Here is a 16,196-nt window from a genome sequence, read left to right as displayed (position 1 = left end):
GTCCGGTTCGTCCTGGCGGATATCTGAGCGTTCATACCGCGACCTCGCGAACAGGTGCGACTTCGGCCGCGGTGCTTGCACGAGCAAGCAGCTTTCGCGATCTCGGCGTGTCGCGGAGCTTGAAATTCGCCAGAGCAAGCTCGAGTGCCCGCTTCGGACGATTTCCAATTCCCATGAAGAAAGCCGCCGCATGGTCGGCATAGGCTTCAGGCCGACGCGCCAGAAGCAGTTCATATCCGTCCGCCGCACACTTCGCTTCTTCCCTGGCCGCCCCGGCGTCGCCAAGGGCATCGAGGATCTCCGCATGCACCGCCCGATACTCAGGGTCATCGGAGGTTTCGACGAGCGACGCGACGAGAGCTTTCGCAACATCCGGCTTTCCGCGCGCGAGCGCTACTTCCGCTCGATGCCCGCGCCCTGGAACGTGTGCAGGCAGGATCACTTCGAGGTCTGCAAAGACTGCCTCCGCGCGGTCCAGGTCGCCGCGGCGCATCGCGCTCACGCCCCACTCGAAAAGAAGTTGGCCGCATGGAAATGGGGAGATGCCGTAGTCGGCCGCGACGGCATCCGCGTAGCAGACCTCCGCCGCGGCCCAGTCACCCATTTCCGCCAGCAACGTCGCGAGGCTACAAAGCGTATTGATCGCCGGTTCGCGCTTCGCCAGTCTTTCACGCAAGACCAGCGCTTCGTTGTAGTGCCCCGTCGCCTGCAGCAGTGCAGCCCGTTCTGCGTCGATTTCCTGTTTTGAGTATCCGGCCAGATACGCCTGGGCGAGAAGCCCTTTTGCTTTCTCGAACAGGTGGAAGCGACCGGCGATCTGGGCGCGAACATGGAGCGCTCTTGCGGAGCCGGGCGTAAGGGCAACGGCCTCGTTGGCGATTGCCTCGGCGCGGTCGTGGTCTGCGATGCGACCCAGCAGGTCGCCGCGGAGGAAAAGCAGCTTCGAGAGCGCCAGCAGCTTTTCCGGATCTGCACCGTTGCTGCGATCGTGCTCGAGGCTGCCGATCGAGGCCGACAGGTTGGCGACGGCGATCCGCCCGCTCGTATAGCGCCGGGGCTCATTGGTCATGCGGCGGTTTCCTTGATACCCGTCAACAGCGCCGGATAGCCCCGCGTCAGCGAACCGCCGTCGATCGCGATCGTATCGCCATTGATCGATCTCGCATTGTCGGACGCGAGAAATACGGCGGCCGCGCCGATTTCTTCCGCTGCAACGGCACGGTTCATCGGAATGACGCCGAGGAAGAGGTCGCGCATTGCAGGGTTCTCAAGCTCCTTTCGGGTCAAGGGTGTTTCCACCAGACCCGGAGCGATGCCGACCACCCGGATCCCGCGACCGCCGAGCTCGAGGGCGCCGCAGCGGGTGATCATGTCCACCCCGGCCTTGGCTGCGCAATAGGCCGCCTGGCCTTCGCCGGCTTGGCGCGCGTTCACCGAGGAGATATTGATGATTACGCCCGGACGTCCCTGCTCAATCATGATGCGGGCGCCGTGCTTGACCCCAAAGAAGACGCCGCCGAGCGTCACGGACTGGACGGAATGCCACTTGTCGGCGGTCAGCTCGGTGATTGGCGTGATCGCACCGAATCCTGCACAGTTGACCACTATGTCCAAGGATCCGAAGGTTTCGCGGGCTTGCCGCAGCGCTCCCTCGACCTGTCCCTCGTCGGAAACGTCGGTAATGCGACCAATGGCGCGATCGCCCAGTTCGAGGGTGACATCGTCCAGCGCCTTTGCGTTGAGATCGCACAGCAGCACGCTCGCGCCCGCTTCGATGAACGCGGTCGCGATCGCTCTGCCGATGCCGGATGCGGCACCGGTGACGACGGCGCCCTTGCCCTTCAGTTCATTCATGTTCGATTCTCCTGTGATGGCGGTGGAAGGGTTTTCCACTCGCATGAGATTTGCTGATGAAACCTAGCGGCGCTCGGCTTTCAGGTAGTCGTGGACGACTTCTCCGTCGCTGAGCGTCATGTCCCAGAGATGCTGGCGGCCTTCGAGGACGCGCACGACAGGAAGCGCCGCAACCGGGCAGCCGACATGCGGGACCATGAACAGTTCCGCGGGTCCTCCCCAAGCGCCCTTCAATCGGACGTTGTAGAGATTGACCTTCACGAGCTGCGCCACCTTCGGCGTGTGGTTGTCCACGTCGGGAAGGAGCTTCAGCACGAGTTGAGGCCCCTGCAGCTCCTGCTCGATTTCGGGAAGGCGGTCCGAAAGATCGACCGAGCGATACGGCATGGTCGCGAGCGCGACCTGCGTGCCGCCATAAGAGAGGGTGCCGGTCAGCACCTCCCGGACCGCCTTCAGCTCGGGCTCACCGTGCCGCTTCGGAAAGCCGAGGATCTCGCGGCCGGCGAGCGTCGGCGACTCGCTGTTGAGGAACGCCTGGAAGACGTACGTCACCGGCCTGCACTCGAAGGTGCAGTCGACCGAATGGCCGATCTCGACATACGGTCCGAATCCGCTGACTTCGGTCATGTTCCGCCATTCTATGGTGACGCGGTTTCCCTCGGCGGGCTCGAGGGGCCTTGGAACGACGGCGCGCACGGCCTCCTCGGTGCTCTCGTAGGTGACGATGAGCTGATGCATGTCCTTGTAGTGCCAGGGCCCGCGCGGGTAGCTGGGTCTTAGGGTCGACATCACTGGATACTGAAGGAACCAGTCGGTGCTGCCATTGCCTTTGACGTTGTCCATGTTCAATTCTCCACAAATGCGGGCATGGGAAGATCCTCGCGCCGGTTCGGCTCGCGCACGTAGGGAAAGACCAGAGCCGCAGGCTTGGTCGGGCCGTCGACCCCGTCGCCCAGCCGCTTGCCGCGGCCGCTGTTGACGAAGAGCGTCAGCATCTCATCCAGGATGTCGTCGTCGAGCCAGCGGCCGCCGGCGGTCACGTGAGGTCTATGCTCGAGCGTCGCGCGTTCGATCTCCAGGAACCCGCCGGTCGCGAAGCGACTTGAAAGATCCAAGACCAGGTAGTCTTCCATCAGCAAATCGAGTGCGGGGTGGCGCCCATCGGCAGCCGGCGGCCACGCAGTCGCGCCGTCGAGTGCATCGAAGAACGCGAGGGTCGCAGCCAGACGCGCCTCGTAGAGCGGCCGATAATCCCGGGAGAGGGAAAACGCGTCCTCCCTGTTGTAGAGGTCGCGAAGTTCGACACCCTTCGGGTCGCGCGTCGCGTTGGACAGCAGCACGTTCTTGATTTCCGGCCGGCCGACCCGTTCGAGCCGGATGGGCTTGCCGCGCCGCGCGACAATGGTTTCCGCCACGGCGGCAATGAGCGTGATACCTTCGAAACGGTCGACAATCGAGGCTGCCTCGACCTCGACTACGATCGACAGCACGTCGCGAAACTGTACGGTATTCGTACCTTTCTCGCTGAAGCAGAGCTTGCCCGAAAGGTCAGTGCGGATGGTGGCCTCGACGTCCATGAAGAAGGGGTCACTGACAAGTCCCGCGAAGACTCGCATGCCGTCCAGTTCCAAGGATTCGCCAGTAACGAAGTCCGCCTCGCGCCCGTCCGAGGTGATGACGGTCCCTTTCTGAACCGCAGTCACGCTTGGCACATCTCGGAAGCGAACGTCGATCGTATGTTCCGCCGGGCCGTGCAGGAATTTGCCGGCCGATCGGAAGAGCGGCCGCAGTCTGAAACGGTAGGTGACGACATCGGTGAAGAAGGCCTGCGCCGTTGCCATCGGAAACACGTTCATGATCAGGACGAGATTCCCAGGACGGTCTGGGCTGGGGAAAGCGTAGAAATCCGTGATGTCCACCGCTGGATCGCCCATCACCGACGGGCCGCTGAAGTGATCTGACATTGAATTGATCTCGTTTTGTTGATTTCAGAATTTTTGTTCGATGATGCCCTTGAGCGCGTTGACGCCGGGCACGAACAGGTATTCACCGCCCTTGACGGTCACGAAGTTCGGCAAATCGAACAGGAACGGCCGTTTGGCGCCGGGCACCATCATCTGCGAGCCGGCGCCACCGACGCCGGCGATCGGATCCCGCTCATCACGGTCAAGTCCGATAAATTCGCCGCCGGCCATCCACTCTTTCTGAATGAACTCGAATTGGCGTTCGATGTCCGCCTGGATCAAAAGCTGGACGAGTCCACGGTCAACGCCGTCGTCCTCGAGCACGCCCCCCGGCAATCTGGGGCCATACTCGACGCCGCGCCGGATGAGGCGATGTCGCCTCACGGTCGTGGCGCGCTTCAAAGGCGTCTCGCGAGGATTGACCCGGCGCAAATGCGAGCCAAGCGGGCACCGCTGGCCGTGGTCGTCGCCGGCGTAGCTGAAGTTGTTGCGACGCATTGGATCGGATGCGATGGAGGGATCGTCGGTCTCCGGCGACAGATCCAGGGGACAGCCACTTCGCCAGCGGCCCATCATCTTAGCTGCGACGAGATCCTGATGATACGGATCGTCAGCATCGTATAGTCCCTTCGCAGCCCTGGCGAGGTATCGGCGAAAGGCCGCCACGTCCTGATAGAGCTTGCGGAACACCATGAACGTTCCGTTCACGCGGAGCTCGAAGGGCTCAGGCCGCGGTACGTTATTAAGGCCGGACTCGTCTTCATAACCCAGCAAGAACTCACCTGGCTTGAGTGGCCGCCACGTCCCATCGGGTTCAAGCACACCGTCACCCGGATAATGTGGGGCGTCGGCTCCCTCGATGGGAGGCTGGGAAATGGGATCTGCAAACCCAAAATGTTCGCCCTCCGAACCAATGCCGTTTTCATTGGCGAGCGCGGTCGTGTCCTGGACGAAGCGAACCTCCACGCCACCAGTGGCGTCCATCTCCGCCCGCATTATGTCCGTTGCCTCTTCCCGACCCTCTTCAGAATCCGTGCGAAAATATGCCATCGCATGGATGTCGACGGTGCCGAGGCCACCTTCCCAGAACTGCGGCGAATTCGGTCCCACATCGCCCACGAGAGATGCGCGGGCGCGGATACCCATTTGGAACGCTTGCGGAAAGGTATCCAACGAGCGCTGGGACAATCCGAGCACCTTCAGCCCTTCATAGGTGAAGCCGATATTGACGGTGAAGCGTGTGCCATGTTCCTCGGACCGGGCGTTGACTCGATTGAATATCTCGCGGAGCCAGGTGCGCGCTCTCACGCCATCGGTGAACTTGATAAAGACGTGGCGTCCGTACCGCATCAGTATGGGCGCAACGATGTTGTCTTGGATGTCCGACAGATTGGCTTTGAGATCAGCGGACGTCAAAATCGGCGAAGATGTTGTGGCGAGCATGTTGGACTCCTTGTGGGCGGGTCGCCGAAATTCTGGGGATCGACGCAGAGAGGCGGGTTCTTGCGTCGATCCTGAGGGCAGCAGTTATGCCGCCTTTTTCAGACCCAGCCGCTCGGGCACGTCCGTGAACTGCGGCTGATTGCCTACATCAGTGTCGATCGCGGCAGCGCTGCGAACATGATCGAAGGGTTGAGTCAGCTCGCTAAGGAAGGCATTGACCTTGTCTTCGAGACTGCCGTCGCCTTGGGCGACTGCGCGCTGGAACTTCTGCGTCTTTGCATACCAATCGGCCTGCTTCTCGATCTGGCTATTGCTGAGGCTGGGGAAAGCGTCGTAGCAGGCGAGCGTCTTGATTTGGCCGCGCGCGATATACTGCACAATGTCATATGCGGTTGCCTGCGGGCCGGTGGGGCAGCCGATGCACTGGCCCCAGATGCACTCGAGATTCTCCCTGCCATTGAGAACGAAGTCATCGAAATACTTGTCGAGGCTGCTGTCGAACTGCGAGACGAAATAGAGAGTGGGGCCGAACTCGGTGCTGGTGCCGACGAACCAGCGTGCCGCCCTGATCAGGCCGAGCAGCGTTGTTGCTTCCGCGAAATTCAACACGGGCGGCATCCAGAACTCATTGTACGCAAGCGTATTCGTCAGCTTGACGAGATCGGCATCCGGCTTGAGCGGCCACATGCCCATAAACTCGTGCACCTCGCGCTCACCGTCCTTCATGAGCAGGCCCGGGTGCCTTAGATCCCATTTGGCACCGCCGGAGCTGGTCTCTGACGTCCTTCCCAAGCTGCGCTCTTGATCGTTCATCTGAATCTCCAATCTGGATGGGTTTCACGGGCGTTGCCCGATGTTGACAATGCCCACTTATGGTGTAGAGTGGACAATGTCAACATCGGGTCGATCACAAAATGTTGACATGGACAACATTGCAACCTAATGGATGAGTATGAGCAGGAACAACTCGACCGCAGATCAGCGCCCCTACCATCACGGGGATCTCCACAGGGCCATCGTTGATGCGGCCCTCGAAGTTCTAAGCGAATCCCAGAGCACGGAGTTCTCCCTCCGGGAGCTCGCCCGGCGGGCGGGCGTCAGCCATAATGCGCCCTATAAGCACTTCGCCGACAAGCGTGAACTGCTGGCCGCCGTTTCGGCGGTAGGGTTCGAACTTCTGGCAGAGCGGATGGCCAAAGCCACCAGGGATCTTGGCAGTCCGCGGGAGCGACTGGCTGCCATGGCAGGCGCCTACGTCTGTGGCGGCGTTCATAATCCTGCGCTTTACAGATTGATGTTCGGCGGCTACCTGACGGGCCAGGATAGCGACCGTCCGGCGATAGAGAGGACCGCTGCCTACAGGATGAAAGCCCTGATCGTGGATGCGATGAGCGGCGGCGCCTTGGGGTGCGAGATTCCGCACACCGCCGAAAACGAAAGCAAACTCGACGGTGCCATCCTGGTGTTCTGGTCGCAGTTGCATGGCCTGACGCTCCTGTTGGTGGACCGTCTCGTGGGGCCAGCCGAAGCGCTACGCGAACTGACCGACAGTGTCTTGCAGGCGATGCTGAACGGATTGGCAAATTACATTCCGGCGATACCGCCAGGCGTGTGGGTGGGCCCTCCGCTCGCTGACTAGAGAGAATTCGCCACGCTCCCGACATGCCGACATCTGCCCGGTTTGCAGGATCGGCTGCTATAGCTTGGCATGGTGTCGTTATAGCCGTGCTAGCTTCCTTTAAGAGGACAAACTCTTGAGCGAATACCTATCTGCTCTGATGGGGCTCGCAGGCGTCGCGATCGGCAGCCTGACCTCCTTTGTTACCACTTGGACGACTCAGCGATCACAGGCCAGGGAAAAGCAGCGCGACGCCGAGATGGCCAAGCGCGAAAAGCTTTTTTCCAATTTCATCGCTGAAGCCACACGGCTCTATGGTGACGCAATCAGCCACCAGAAGGACGACGTCTCCGATCTCGTCTTCTGTTACGCGTTAGTGGCCCAGATGCGGCTCTTTTCCACGCGCCCGGTTGTAGACGCGGCCGAGTTGGTGATGGAGAGGATTGTCGAGACTTATCTGGCTCCCAACCGCTCCCTCTCTGAGATCAAGGGTATGGCTAGATCAGGCGCATTGAACGTTCTACTCGAATTCGGCGAGGCGTGCCGGGTCGAGCTATCGGCAGATCGCCGCTCTGGTGGATAGTTTCGCCGATGAGATCAGCTTGCGAGCATTTCCTTGCGCGGATTGCTCGCAACAGTTCGAATCCCTGTCGCGCGCTCTCCCCAACATACAGCGTATGAGGGAACGTCGTGACTGCGGCACGATCGATCGGTTCGGGCCTGAGCGCGCTCGCTACGATCGTCGTGTATATCCAATTTTGGCGGTAAGGCGCTTCAAGCGTTCAATCGAAGAAATAAGGCCGATAGGCCGTATTTCCGACGCGTTTTTGCCGCATCAACAGAGCCTGCATCAGGATCCACGCATGGGGAATACCAGCAGGGAGAATGGAGATGGCGACGTGGCGACCCGATCCTTCCTTCTATCCATCACCGCGCATGGCGGCCAAGGCTCCAAAGGAAACGCTCGCCTATGTTGCAGCGTTCGACCCAGAGCGAAGGCGACCGGATGCAATCGCCGTCGTCGACGTCGACCCGGCGTCTTCAAGCTATTCGCAGATTGTCGGACAGGTCGAGATGCCAAACCTTGGCGACGAGCTTCACCATTTCGGCTGGAATGCCTGCTCGTCCTGTCTTTGCCCCAATGCGCCGCATCCGCATGTCGAGCGGCGGTATCTGGTGGTGCCGGGCTTGCGGTCCTCGCGTCTGCACATCATCGACACCAAGCCGGATCCGCGCAATCCCAAGATCATTCGCGTGATCGAGCCTTCGGAGATTGCCGAGAAGGCGAACTATTCCCGGTTGCACACGACCCACTGCGGACCCGAGGGAATTTACATCAATGCGCTCGCCGATCGCGACGGCAAGGCGCCAGGCGGCATCTTCCTCTTGGATCACCAGAGTTTCGACGTGCTCGGGCAGTGGGAAATGGATCGTGGGCCGCAGAAGCTTGCCTATGATTTCTGGTGGCATCTCGGTCACGATACGATGATCACCAGCGAATGGGGCACGCCGGATACATTCGAGAACGGGCTGGTTCCCGAGGTGTTGCTCGGCTCGAAATATGGCCGCCGATTGCATTTCTGGGATCTGCACAAGCGCAAGCACCTGCAAGAGATCGATTTCGGCGAGGAGCACCAGCTCGTCTTCGAGCTGCGCCCGGCTCATGATCCGACCAAGGCCTATGGTTTTGTCGGCTGTGTCATCAGCCTCAAGGACCTCTCGGCCTCGATCTGGACATGGTATCGCGATGGAGACCGGTGGGCTGTGAGGAAAGTGATCGAGATTCCGGCGGAGCCGGCGGACCCGGATTTGCTACCTCCCGTACTCAAGGGGTTCAGCGCCGTGGCGCCGCTCGTTACTGACATCGACCTGTCGATGGACGACCGTTTTCTCTACGTCTCGTGTTGGGGCACCGGCGATATGATCCAGTATGACGTTTCCGATCCCTTCGCGCCGAAAGAAACGGGCCGAGTGCGGATCGGCGGGATCGTTTCGCGTACCTCCCATCCGAAGGCTGTAAACGGAGCGCTGAACGGTGGGCCACAGATGGTGGAGATCAGCCGCGACGGCAAGCGGATCTATTTCACCAATTCGCTCTATGGCGCCATCGATCCGCAATTCTACCCTGACGGCATCGACGGATGGATGGTCAAACTCGATGTCGGCGACGGTGGCGGCATCGCCTTCGACGAGAACTTTTTCGTCGACTGGCCGAAGGGCCACCGCCCGCATCAGGTCCGCCTCGAAGGCGGCGACTGCTCGTCCGATTCCTATTGTTATCCATAGGGAGGAGGAGGCGACAGTGCGGTCTTCTCAGGGCGAATGACGACCGTCTGGCCATGGCTTTCGATTGTCGGTCTCGGCGCCTTTCACGGCATTAATCCGGCGATGGGCTGGCTCTTTGCGGTCGCCCTGGGGCTTCACCGCCAGAGCCGCCGGACCGTCTGGTTGTCGCTTGCTCCAATTGCCGTGGGTCATGCCATCTCCGCCGCTCTCACACTGGTGGTGGTCGTCACATTCGGCGCGGTATTAGAGCCGCACCATTTCAGGCTCGTCGCGGCACTGCTCATTCTCAGCGTCGCTGCCTACGGCGTGCTTTACGGGCACCGCCCCCGGGTGAGGGTCGGCATGCGCGCCGGCATGGCAGGCCTTGGCCTCTGGTCCTTCCTGATGGCAACGAGCCACGGGGCGGGCTTGATGCTGGTTCCCGCGGTACTCAGCCTATGCGTGGCGGATCGAGCGGGAGATCTTGCAACCGCGAGTTCGCTGCCGATCGCGCTTGCCGCCGTTGCCGTACATGGCGCGGCAATGCTGGCCGTCGTCGCGGTGGTGGCGATCGCCGTCTTCGAATGGCTCGGCCTTGCGGCACTCCGCTCGGCATGGATCAACTTTGATCGCCTCTGGACCGTGGCGCTGAGCGCGACCGGCATCGTGCTTCTCGTCCAATGAACCTGTGCTGTGACCGCGGTCGTGGGCGGGGACGCGCCCAATCTTGCGCCTTCACGTCGCTGATGTAACCGCGGACATCAGTGGCCGGCTCGGTGTAGGCATCGCCGAGCGTCTATTCCATGTTTGGGACGTAGGATCTTGGCGTCGTCCTCCTGGGGTAAGGCCGAGAAGCAATTGTCGATCGTGTAATGAAGAGTGCCCCAGGTAGCCGCGGGAAAACGGTTAGCGCAGCGCTCAGCCTTGCCCCTCACTCCAATGAGCCAAACTGAGCTGACATGCCGAACCACAGCCAACTGGAATTTTCCCGGCGCGATCTGCTATCTCGCCGGTCGCCGCACTCGTTGTCACGGGGGATGAAGCATTCAACTGCACCTTCGGTATGCGGCGATATGGCTTGGAACCAACTCCGTTCCCCATCGTTGCGACCAGGTAACTGCCAGTGACGCAAAGGAGGAAATGATGATTTCCGCAGACCAGATCCGTGAACATATGGAAGTTCTGACGGCTGACGGCACTCACGTCGGGACGGTGGATCATCTTGATGGTCCGACCCGCATCAAGTTGAGGAAGTCCGACTCGGAGGACGGCAAACACCATCTGATCCCGATTGACTGGGTCGATCACGTCGATGCCCATGTCCACCTGTCGAAGAACGCCAGAGATGTCCGCAGCCAGTGGGCAACCATCAATTGAGGAGTGGCAGGCTGCGGCTCAGGTCGCAGCTTCCTCTCCAAGGAGCCGCCATGACGCGACAATTGCAGAAGGGCGACAAAGTGAGCTGGGATACCAGCCAGGGAAGCACCGAGGACAGAGTGACCAGTAAACAGACCAGCCAGACGAAGATCAAGTGCCATATGGTGAAGGCGTCGGCGGAAAGCCCGCGATATATCGTTCGAGAGCGATAAATCGGGGAAGTGCGCCGCTCACAAGTCTGAGGAACTCAGGAAACATTGATGTCGGCATGCCTCGTCTGGACGAGAGGAGATTGAAATGCCAGCCAAATCCAAGGCCCAGCAAAAGGCGGCGGGCGCCGCACTTTCAGCCAAACGCGGAGAGACGCCCAAGAAAGAACTCAAGGGTGCTTCGAAGCAGATGGAAAAAAGCATGAGCGAAAAACAGCTCGAGGAATTCGCATCGACCAAGACAAAGGGCAAACCCCAGCATGTTTCCAAATGATCGTGCGACAGCCTGCGAGTTCGTTACGTCGAAGTCGAATGCATGGAAAATCCTGCGACATGATAGGACTCTGAAACAGCATCGAAAATCGCGCGGGCGGAGGCGTCGCGGTTTTTGGACATCCATCGCAGTTCGAGCGTGACGCCAGGGCGGCCCTCGCTGGTCTGTCCAAAAGAAACGAACAGCGCAACGCAACCTAGCGGTCCAAGCACCTCCGATAATTCCGGCAAGTCGGCTTCGGAGCTGTGAATGACGAGTGTTGCCTTCTGTTCGCAACGCAGCCACATATCCAGCTGCTTCATTGGCGACAAGACGATGAAGGCGACGGCGGTCGCCACCGTCCCGGTCAGGATCTGGCCACCGCCGAAGCAGAGACCGACGACGGTCATGAACCACATGGTAGCGGCCGTGGTGACGCCGGTCATCGTGTCGCCACGTCTCAGAATCGCGCCGCCGCCGATGAAGCCGACGCCCGTCAGCACGCCGAGGGGAAAGCGCAGGACGTCCATCTGCGTGAAATAACTAAAGGTTTTTCCGTAGGTCGATAGAAGGAGGTTTGCCTGGATCATCGCCAGGCAGGCGGCAAGAGCCACCAGGATAGTAGTCCTGAAGCCCGCCGGGTGACCGCCGCGCTCGCGATCGAGGCCAATCAGTCCGCCCGCGATCACCGTCAGTATGATCCGCAAGGCGATCTCCCACCAGCTTGGCGTCAGCGGCATCGCTTCCGTCAGGAATGAAGGCATGGTCTGATCCTGACTGTGTCGCCGCTCTTTCGCTGCTGGCCGGGCATTCGTTCCTCCTGCGCTACAGTACATCCGGTTGAGATAAACGCGGTGTCGGCCCGGACGTTCCCGGGGCGCCTCTGGGCCGTAGACGTTTGCAACAGGGCAAGATTGGCGGTTTGTCGGCCATCGGTGTATGGTTCCGGACTGGGACCATCCACACTAACCATAAGAGCGCGTAGCGTCTAAAATGGAGTCATTGATTGGCTGTTGCCTTCACCAAGGAAGAGAGTTTCGAAACCGCTTCGGAAACCCTGTTGCCGGACCGGGCAATTTCGCCGCATCCGAACCTCGTCACGCAAGCCGGGTTGAAGGCTCTCGAACTGCAGTTTCAGCAGGCGCGCGCGGCTTATGATGCGACGAGCGCCATCGAAGACGTAAACGAACGGCGGCGCCAAGCTGCCAATCCTTTGCGTGATCTACGATACTTATCGGCCAGACTTCGCACGGCCCAACTCATGCCTGACCCAACGTCAGCCGACCTGGTTGCCTTCGGCAGTACGGTCACTTTCAGCCGCGACGACGGACGCGTGCAGACCTATCGGCTCGTCGGCGAAGACGAAGCAGATCCCAAGGCCGGATCGATTTCCTACGTCTCTCCGGTGGCGCAGCTGCTGATGGGGAGGGCTGTCGGCGATGTGATGGAGACAAGCGGCCAGGAGCTGGAGATCATCGCCATCTCCTAGAGAAGCTCGTCAAAGCGAGCGGATCGGTACGAAGAATTTCGTCGAACCTCGGCAGCCGCACGGCCTACGTGTGATCGCTCCAATCGAAGAGTATCTCTGCCGCGGTGGAGCCTGAAGAAGAGGCATGCCTGACGGAATTAAAGACAGCGCTTCGCCACGGCGACGACTTCGCGCGTCAACTCCGCCAGGCGGTCGGCGGCGAGGCGGTTTATCTGCCAGTAGAGTGGGACGTCCAGCGGCGTGTCGGCAACAAGCTCGACCAGCCGTCCTGATGCGAAATGTTCGCGGGTGAGCTGGGTCGGATTCATTCCCCATCCCATGCCGGAAAGGGTGGCCTCGACGAAGCTTTGCGGCGAGGGCAGCCAATGTGTGGGGTAGTCCAGATCTTGGCCGAAAGTCTGCCTTACCCAGTTGCTCTGAAGCCTGTCCTTCTGGTTGAAGGTCAGGGCCGGAGCGTTTCGGATCGCCTCCGACGTCACGCCGTCCGGGAAGTGGCGGGCGACAAAATCGGGTGTCGCGGTGGCGTTGTAACGAAGAGTTCCAAGCGCGAAACGCCGGCACCCCCGGATCGGCTTCTCCAGGCTGGTGACGGCTGCGATCACCCGTCCTCGCTGCAGCCATTCGGCGGTGTGATCCTGGTCGTCGACGGCGACATTCAACAGATAGGACGAGGTTTTGGAGAAATTCGACATGGCCTCCACGAACCATGTGCCGAGGCTGTCGGCGTTGGTCGCGATCTGAAGCGTGACCCTTTGGCGTGGCTCGTCGGGATCGACAAGAGCCGGCAGCTGCCCGAAAAGCTCGGCCTCGAGCATGCCGACATTCTCGATGTGGCGACAGAGCCATTCACCCTTTTCGGTTGCGGTACAGGGGGTGCCTCTGGCGATCAGGATGACGCCGAGGCGTTCTTCGAGCTGCTTGACCCGCTGCGAGACCGCCGAAGGCGTCACGTTCAACAGGGTCGCCGCCCTTTCGAAGCTGCCGGTCTGGGCGACGGTTGCAACGGCGCGAAGAGCGGGATAGTCGAGCATGGATTAATTTCTCTTAATTGGGATAAGACAGATTAATTAGACTAAGCCAATTTCAGGCGATACCGCAACTTCATCGAAGCTGAGACGTGTTGCTGAAACGATGAATTTTTCGATTTATGTTACAGGCCTGATGATGGGGCTCAGCCTGATCGTGGCGATCGGCGCGCAGAACGCCTTCATCCTTCGCCAGGGCCTGCGCCATGAACATGTCTTCGCCGTCTGCCTCACCTGCGCCTTATCCGACGCGGCACTGATCATGCTCGGCGTCACCAGCCTCCAGCAGATCGTCGGCTTCGTGCCCTGGCTCGATCCGGTCATGCGGTACGGGGGAGCCGCGTTTCTGGCCTGGTACGGAGCCAAGAGCCTCTATTCCGCCTTACGGTCGTCCGCTGTGCTGACAGCGGCGGAAGCCGAAACGACAGGCTTTTGCCGTACGCTTGCGACCTGCCTCGCGCTGACCTGGCTCAATCCGCATGTCTACCTCGACACGGTGGTGCTGCTCGGTACGATATCGACGCGGTATCCGGGGCAGCAGGCTTCGTTTGCCGCAGGCGCCGTGACCGGCTCCTTCCTGTTTTTCTTTGCGCTCGGATATGGCGCAATGTGGCTGCGGCCAATCTTCTCCAGGCCAGCCTCCTGGCGGATGCTCGAGACGCTCGTCGCGGCGACGATGTGGATTATAGCTTTCAAGCTGATAGGTGGGATATGAGCCGATCGCCGTGAGGCCATCGGCCCGGGCCCGTGTTGCCGAGTTCGACGGCAATGTCGTCCGAAGACCTGAATGTCCTGATCCCATCCAGAGATCGGCATTATGCACGCGATTCCACGATCCTCAGAACCCGCTTCGGTCGAGCGACCGAGTTGAGGGGCGGCAATTCCATTTCACGCTGGCAATCAGCCAGCAGGTGCGACGGAAATCGCTTCAACTCCCGCAGCGCATGTTCGTGGTTCGCATCCCTGCGCCGATGCGACTTGAATGCTGAAAGGGCTTGTAGGATATTCCAGGTGCTTGATTGCGCCATGTCGAGCCTCCTTTGCTGCGCTAGTTGGCGACACGCTGACTATGGGGAGCGATTGACATTCAATCAAACAAAATGATATGCGGTTAAAGATCAGAAAAATTGAAAGATGCGACGATGAGCCTTCCCTTTCGCCGTCCCATTCCTTTGCTTGACAACGATGTGCTGCGTACCTTCGTCGCCATCGCCGAGACGGGCAATTTTTCCACTGCCGCCGAAGCGGTGTTCCGCACGCCGTCAGCAGTGTCGATGCAGATCAAGAAGCTCGAGGAACAGCTCGGCGCGACCCTGTTTTTGCGCGACGCCCGCTCGGTGACGCTGACACGCCACGGCGAGATGCTGCTTTCCTACGCCCGCAACATCCTCGCCCTGTCGAACGAGGCGGTGTCGCGCTTCATCATGCCGGAGCTCACCGGTGTCGTCAGGCTCGGCGCTCCTGAAGATATCGGCGAGCGGCTGCTGCCGAGGATCCTCAAGAGTTTTGCCGAAAGCTATCCCGGCATCATGGTCGACGTGACGATCGACATGAGCGTCGGGCTGAAGAAGCGCATGGAGGAGCAGCGGCTCGACCTGGCGCTGATCAACTGCGCGACGCGGCCGTTTCCGACCGGTGGCGAAGTGGTGTTTCGCGAGCGGCTGGTCTGGGCCGGCGCAAGGTGCGGTTCGGCGCATCGGCGCGATCCCCTGCCGATTTCGATTTGGGAGGACGGCTGCATCTGGCGCCAGGAGGCGCTATCGCAGCTCGAACGCAACAAGCGGCCGTATCGCGTCGCCTATCTCAGCGGCCACACGATGGCGCAACGCGCCGCCGTGCTTTCCGATCTCGCCATCGCGCCGCTGCCGCTCTCCTATGTCAGCGAGGACATGTCGATCCTCGGGCTGCAGGAAGGGCTGCCGGAGCTCGGCTCCTTCGATATCCGGCTGCTGACCGCCTCGCAGATGTCTGGACCGATCGAGACGGTGGCCGACAGCATCCGCAGTGCTTTCGCCGAGAGAGCGAAGGCGGTCGCCGCCTGAGGACGTCTTTCTCCCGCTGAACCTTTTGTTCCTTTGTGCGTTATCGGCGCGGATGGCACGAGTGCCGTTCGGGGTTGATTTCAAACAAGGATATTCGAAATGACGACAACGGCCAAAATTGCCGCAGCCTTCATGGTTCTTCTTGCTCTTTCCTCCTGCGGCAACACGATCCGCGGCATGGGGAAAGATACGGCGAACGCCGTCAACGCCACACAGGACGCCGGTCGCTCGGTCGACAGGGCTGCGAGGAAGTAATCGGCCGGCAGCTTTGCCGGGCTGAACGGGCCATCCGCGGCCGGATCAAGGCACCGGAGGATATGCCTTTTCGAGGCCGCCGGATCGGCTGAGACCGGTCCGGAAGGCTTGGTAGGCGGGATGCTGGCTCGAGCGAGCGGTTTCCATCAGTCGTATCTGCAGGCGATCCGGCGCCTGGGTCCCGAGCCATGATCCAAGGTTTTCAAGCTTCAGCGAGTTCAGGAAATGCGACTTCGCCGCAAGGTCGAGATGGCGCCGCAGGCCGTCGAGCAGGTTATCGTCCTGGGCGGCATTTTCCATGAGCAAAGCCAGATATGATTTATCGGCTTCCGACAGCGCGGCGAGCTTTTCCGCAACGGTATCGCGGTCGGGAAAGGGAACGTTGCCTGTCATTCGAATCGT

Annotated in this window: 21 protein-coding genes; 11 read left to right on the top strand and 10 right to left on the bottom strand. The window is 60.6% G+C overall.

Features of this window, described 5'->3' with window-relative positions; all coding sequences use genetic code 11:
- Positions 1-31: 31 nt before the first annotated feature.
- The 6 genes from NL154_RS11735 to NL154_RS11710 form a co-directional block, all read right to left on the bottom strand.
- Positions 32-1,069, bottom strand: coding sequence for a tetratricopeptide repeat protein (locus NL154_RS11735; RefSeq protein WP_434732696.1), 1,038 nt, complete (start codon positions 1,067-1,069; stop codon positions 32-34).
- Positions 1,066-1,854 carry an SDR family NAD(P)-dependent oxidoreductase gene (locus NL154_RS11730; RefSeq protein WP_434732695.1) on the bottom strand — a complete coding sequence of 263 codons (789 nt, stop codon included), beginning with the start codon at positions 1,852-1,854 and terminating at the stop codon, positions 1,066-1,068. Before NL154_RS11730 ends, NL154_RS11735 begins: the two co-directional genes overlap by 4 nt.
- Positions 1,855-1,917: 63 nt before the next feature.
- Positions 1,918-2,697: an acetoacetate decarboxylase gene (locus NL154_RS11725; RefSeq protein ID WP_434732694.1), complete on the bottom strand. Its 780-nt coding sequence runs from the start codon at positions 2,695-2,697 to the stop codon at positions 1,918-1,920.
- Between the two features lie 2 nt (positions 2,698-2,699).
- Complete coding sequence (locus tag NL154_RS11720) at positions 2,700-3,818, bottom strand: DUF4331 family protein (protein ID WP_434732693.1); 1,119 nt, start codon at positions 3,816-3,818, stop codon at positions 2,700-2,702.
- A 24-nt stretch (positions 3,819-3,842) separates the two neighbouring features.
- Positions 3,843-5,261 (bottom strand): Dyp-type peroxidase, encoded by a 1,419-nt coding sequence (locus tag NL154_RS11715; protein WP_434732692.1) that lies wholly within the window; start codon positions 5,259-5,261, stop codon positions 3,843-3,845.
- An 84-nt stretch (positions 5,262-5,345) separates the two neighbouring features.
- The gene (locus NL154_RS11710; protein ID WP_434732691.1) at positions 5,346-6,074 is read right to left on the bottom strand and encodes a hypothetical protein; all 729 of its coding nucleotides are present in this window, start codon (positions 6,072-6,074) and stop codon (positions 5,346-5,348) included.
- Positions 6,075-6,213: 139 nt separating this feature from the next.
- Here NL154_RS11710 and NL154_RS11705 point away from each other — a divergent pair, with 139 nt between their 5' ends.
- The 7 genes from NL154_RS11705 to NL154_RS11675 all read left to right on the top strand — a co-directional run bounded on the left by NL154_RS11705 (position 6,214) and on the right by NL154_RS11675 (position 11,004).
- A complete protein-coding gene (locus NL154_RS11705; RefSeq protein WP_221153514.1) occupies positions 6,214-6,900 on the top strand; it encodes a TetR/AcrR family transcriptional regulator in 687 nt (228 codons plus the stop codon).
- A 115-nt stretch (positions 6,901-7,015) separates the two neighbouring features.
- On the top strand, positions 7,016-7,462 hold the full coding sequence (locus NL154_RS11700; protein WP_434732690.1) for a DUF1184 domain-containing protein: 447 nt from the start codon (positions 7,016-7,018) through the stop codon (positions 7,460-7,462).
- A 308-nt stretch (positions 7,463-7,770) separates the two neighbouring features.
- Positions 7,771-9,165 carry a selenium-binding family protein gene (locus NL154_RS11695; RefSeq protein WP_210630952.1) on the top strand — a complete coding sequence of 465 codons (1,395 nt, stop codon included), beginning with the start codon at positions 7,771-7,773 and terminating at the stop codon, positions 9,163-9,165.
- A 36-nt stretch (positions 9,166-9,201) separates the two neighbouring features.
- On the top strand, positions 9,202-9,828 hold the full coding sequence (locus NL154_RS11690) for a hypothetical protein (RefSeq protein WP_434732689.1): 627 nt from the start codon (positions 9,202-9,204) through the stop codon (positions 9,826-9,828).
- A gap of 459 nt (positions 9,829-10,287) precedes the next feature.
- A complete protein-coding gene (locus tag NL154_RS11685; protein ID WP_434732688.1) occupies positions 10,288-10,521 on the top strand; it encodes a DUF2171 domain-containing protein in 234 nt (77 codons plus the stop codon).
- Positions 10,522-10,571: 50 nt separating this feature from the next.
- Complete coding sequence (locus NL154_RS11680; RefSeq protein ID WP_405048788.1) at positions 10,572-10,733, top strand: DUF2945 domain-containing protein; 162 nt, start codon at positions 10,572-10,574, stop codon at positions 10,731-10,733.
- A gap of 85 nt (positions 10,734-10,818) precedes the next feature.
- Positions 10,819-11,004 carry a DUF3008 family protein gene (locus tag NL154_RS11675; RefSeq protein WP_210630956.1) on the top strand — a complete coding sequence of 62 codons (186 nt, stop codon included), beginning with the start codon at positions 10,819-10,821 and terminating at the stop codon, positions 11,002-11,004.
- Positions 11,005-11,027: 23 nt separating this feature from the next.
- Here the strand turns inward: NL154_RS11675 and NL154_RS11670 are convergent, their stop codons facing one another.
- Entirely contained in the window at positions 11,028-11,747 is a 720-nt protein-coding gene (locus NL154_RS11670; protein ID WP_434732687.1) for an MgtC/SapB family protein, read from the bottom strand.
- 242 nt (positions 11,748-11,989) lie between these two features.
- Here NL154_RS11670 and greA point away from each other — a divergent pair, with 242 nt between their 5' ends.
- Positions 11,990-12,472 (top strand): transcription elongation factor GreA, encoded by a 483-nt coding sequence (gene greA / locus NL154_RS11665; protein ID WP_434732686.1) that lies wholly within the window; start codon positions 11,990-11,992, stop codon positions 12,470-12,472.
- A gap of 137 nt (positions 12,473-12,609) precedes the next feature.
- On the opposite strand, the gene NL154_RS11660 is transcribed toward greA, so the two are convergent.
- Entirely contained in the window at positions 12,610-13,503 is an 894-nt protein-coding gene (locus NL154_RS11660) for a LysR family transcriptional regulator ArgP (RefSeq protein ID WP_221145292.1), read from the bottom strand.
- Positions 13,504-13,603: 100 nt separating this feature from the next.
- On the opposite strand from NL154_RS11660, the gene NL154_RS11655 reads away from it, so the two are divergent.
- Positions 13,604-14,212, top strand: coding sequence for a LysE/ArgO family amino acid transporter (locus tag NL154_RS11655; RefSeq protein WP_221153516.1), 609 nt, complete (start codon positions 13,604-13,606; stop codon positions 14,210-14,212).
- Positions 14,213-14,312: 100 nt separating this feature from the next.
- Here NL154_RS11655 and NL154_RS11650 read toward each other — a convergent pair whose 3' ends face one another.
- Complete coding sequence (locus NL154_RS11650) at positions 14,313-14,525, bottom strand: hypothetical protein (protein ID WP_210630961.1); 213 nt, start codon at positions 14,523-14,525, stop codon at positions 14,313-14,315.
- 114 nt (positions 14,526-14,639) lie between these two features.
- On the opposite strand from NL154_RS11650, the gene NL154_RS11645 reads away from it, so the two are divergent.
- Both NL154_RS11645 and NL154_RS11640 read left to right on the top strand, forming a co-directional pair.
- Complete coding sequence (locus tag NL154_RS11645; RefSeq protein WP_210630962.1) at positions 14,640-15,539, top strand: LysR family transcriptional regulator; 900 nt, start codon at positions 14,640-14,642, stop codon at positions 15,537-15,539.
- A 99-nt stretch (positions 15,540-15,638) separates the two neighbouring features.
- On the top strand, positions 15,639-15,794 hold the full coding sequence (locus NL154_RS11640; RefSeq protein WP_011425752.1) for an entericidin A/B family lipoprotein: 156 nt from the start codon (positions 15,639-15,641) through the stop codon (positions 15,792-15,794).
- A gap of 45 nt (positions 15,795-15,839) precedes the next feature.
- On the opposite strand, the gene NL154_RS11635 is transcribed toward NL154_RS11640, so the two are convergent.
- The gene (locus NL154_RS11635; protein ID WP_210630963.1) at positions 15,840-16,187 is read right to left on the bottom strand and encodes a hypothetical protein; all 348 of its coding nucleotides are present in this window, start codon (positions 16,185-16,187) and stop codon (positions 15,840-15,842) included.
- Between the last annotated feature and the right edge of the window lie 9 nt (positions 16,188-16,196).

The organism is Rhizobium sp. YTUHZ044 (assembly GCF_051123975.1).
Lineage (GTDB): Bacteria > Pseudomonadota > Alphaproteobacteria > Rhizobiales > Rhizobiaceae > Rhizobium.
Note: the sequence above shows the minus strand (reverse complement) of the source record. Positions and strands in the feature narration are given on the sequence as shown.

What these genes read in the sequence shown, in the direction of transcription:
- NL154_RS11735 (WP_434732696.1), bottom strand. Translation starts at nt 1,069, where the DNA reads ATGACCAATGAGCCCCGGCGCTATACGAGCGGGCGGATCGCCGTCGCC.
- NL154_RS11730 (WP_434732695.1), bottom strand. Translation starts at nt 1,854, where the DNA reads ATGAATGAACTGAAGGGCAAGGGCGCCGTCGTCACCGGTGCCGCATCC.
- NL154_RS11725 (WP_434732694.1), bottom strand. Translation starts at nt 2,697, where the DNA reads ATGGACAACGTCAAAGGCAATGGCAGCACCGACTGGTTCCTTCAGTAT.
- NL154_RS11720 (WP_434732693.1), bottom strand. Translation starts at nt 3,818, where the DNA reads ATGTCAGATCACTTCAGCGGCCCGTCGGTGATGGGCGATCCAGCGGTG.
- NL154_RS11715 (WP_434732692.1), bottom strand. Translation starts at nt 5,261, where the DNA reads ATGCTCGCCACAACATCTTCGCCGATTTTGACGTCCGCTGATCTCAAA.
- NL154_RS11710 (WP_434732691.1), bottom strand. Translation starts at nt 6,074, where the DNA reads ATGAACGATCAAGAGCGCAGCTTGGGAAGGACGTCAGAGACCAGCTCC.
- NL154_RS11705 (WP_221153514.1), top strand. Translation starts at nt 6,214, where the DNA reads ATGAGCAGGAACAACTCGACCGCAGATCAGCGCCCCTACCATCACGGG.
- NL154_RS11695 (WP_210630952.1), top strand. Translation starts at nt 7,771, where the DNA reads ATGGCGACGTGGCGACCCGATCCTTCCTTCTATCCATCACCGCGCATG.
- NL154_RS11690 (WP_434732689.1), top strand. Translation starts at nt 9,202, where the DNA reads ATGACGACCGTCTGGCCATGGCTTTCGATTGTCGGTCTCGGCGCCTTT.
- NL154_RS11685 (WP_434732688.1), top strand. Translation starts at nt 10,288, where the DNA reads ATGATTTCCGCAGACCAGATCCGTGAACATATGGAAGTTCTGACGGCT.
- NL154_RS11680 (WP_405048788.1), top strand. Translation starts at nt 10,572, where the DNA reads ATGACGCGACAATTGCAGAAGGGCGACAAAGTGAGCTGGGATACCAGC.
- NL154_RS11675 (WP_210630956.1), top strand. Translation starts at nt 10,819, where the DNA reads ATGCCAGCCAAATCCAAGGCCCAGCAAAAGGCGGCGGGCGCCGCACTT.
- NL154_RS11670 (WP_434732687.1), bottom strand. Translation starts at nt 11,747, where the DNA reads ATGCCTTCATTCCTGACGGAAGCGATGCCGCTGACGCCAAGCTGGTGG.
- NL154_RS11660 (WP_221145292.1), bottom strand. Translation starts at nt 13,503, where the DNA reads ATGCTCGACTATCCCGCTCTTCGCGCCGTTGCAACCGTCGCCCAGACC.
- NL154_RS11655 (WP_221153516.1), top strand. Translation starts at nt 13,604, where the DNA reads ATGAATTTTTCGATTTATGTTACAGGCCTGATGATGGGGCTCAGCCTG.
- NL154_RS11650 (WP_210630961.1), bottom strand. Translation starts at nt 14,525, where the DNA reads ATGGCGCAATCAAGCACCTGGAATATCCTACAAGCCCTTTCAGCATTC.
- NL154_RS11645 (WP_210630962.1), top strand. Translation starts at nt 14,640, where the DNA reads ATGAGCCTTCCCTTTCGCCGTCCCATTCCTTTGCTTGACAACGATGTG.
- NL154_RS11640 (WP_011425752.1), top strand. Translation starts at nt 15,639, where the DNA reads ATGACGACAACGGCCAAAATTGCCGCAGCCTTCATGGTTCTTCTTGCT.
- NL154_RS11635 (WP_210630963.1), bottom strand. Translation starts at nt 16,187, where the DNA reads ATGACAGGCAACGTTCCCTTTCCCGACCGCGATACCGTTGCGGAAAAG.